The organism is Aeromonas sp. SrichE-2G, assembly GCF_017939565.1.
GTDB classification, from domain to species: Bacteria; Pseudomonadota; Gammaproteobacteria; order Enterobacterales; family Aeromonadaceae; genus Aeromonas; species Aeromonas taiwanensis.
The window spans coordinates 1-288 of the sequence record NZ_JAGKRG010000047.1 but is presented as its reverse complement, the minus strand read 5'-3'; the positions used below and the strand labels follow the sequence as shown (position 1 = coordinate 288).

The 288-nt window shown below is 50.3% G+C and carries 1 rRNA gene; it reads left to right on the top strand.

Annotated elements, in window-relative coordinates:
- Nucleotides 1–4: 4 nt before the first annotated feature.
- Nucleotides 5–288 (top strand): 23S ribosomal RNA (locus tag J9885_RS20190); the annotation flags it as partial.

Below are 288 nucleotides of genomic sequence, written 5' to 3'. Positions count from 1 at the left end.
GTATGGTTAAGTGACTAAGCGTACATGGTGGATGCCTTGGCAGTCAGAGGCGATGAAGGACGTACTAACCTGCGATAAGCCGTGAGCAGTCGGTAAGAGACATTACGACTCACGGATTTCCGAATGGGGAAACCCACTTAGCATAAGCTAGGTATCGCTACGTGAATACATAGCGTAGCGAGGCGAACCGGGAGAACTGAAACATCTAAGTACCCCGAGGAAAAGAAATCAACCGAGATTCCCTCAGTAGCGGCGAGCGAACGGGGATTAGCCCTTAAGCATCTTGGA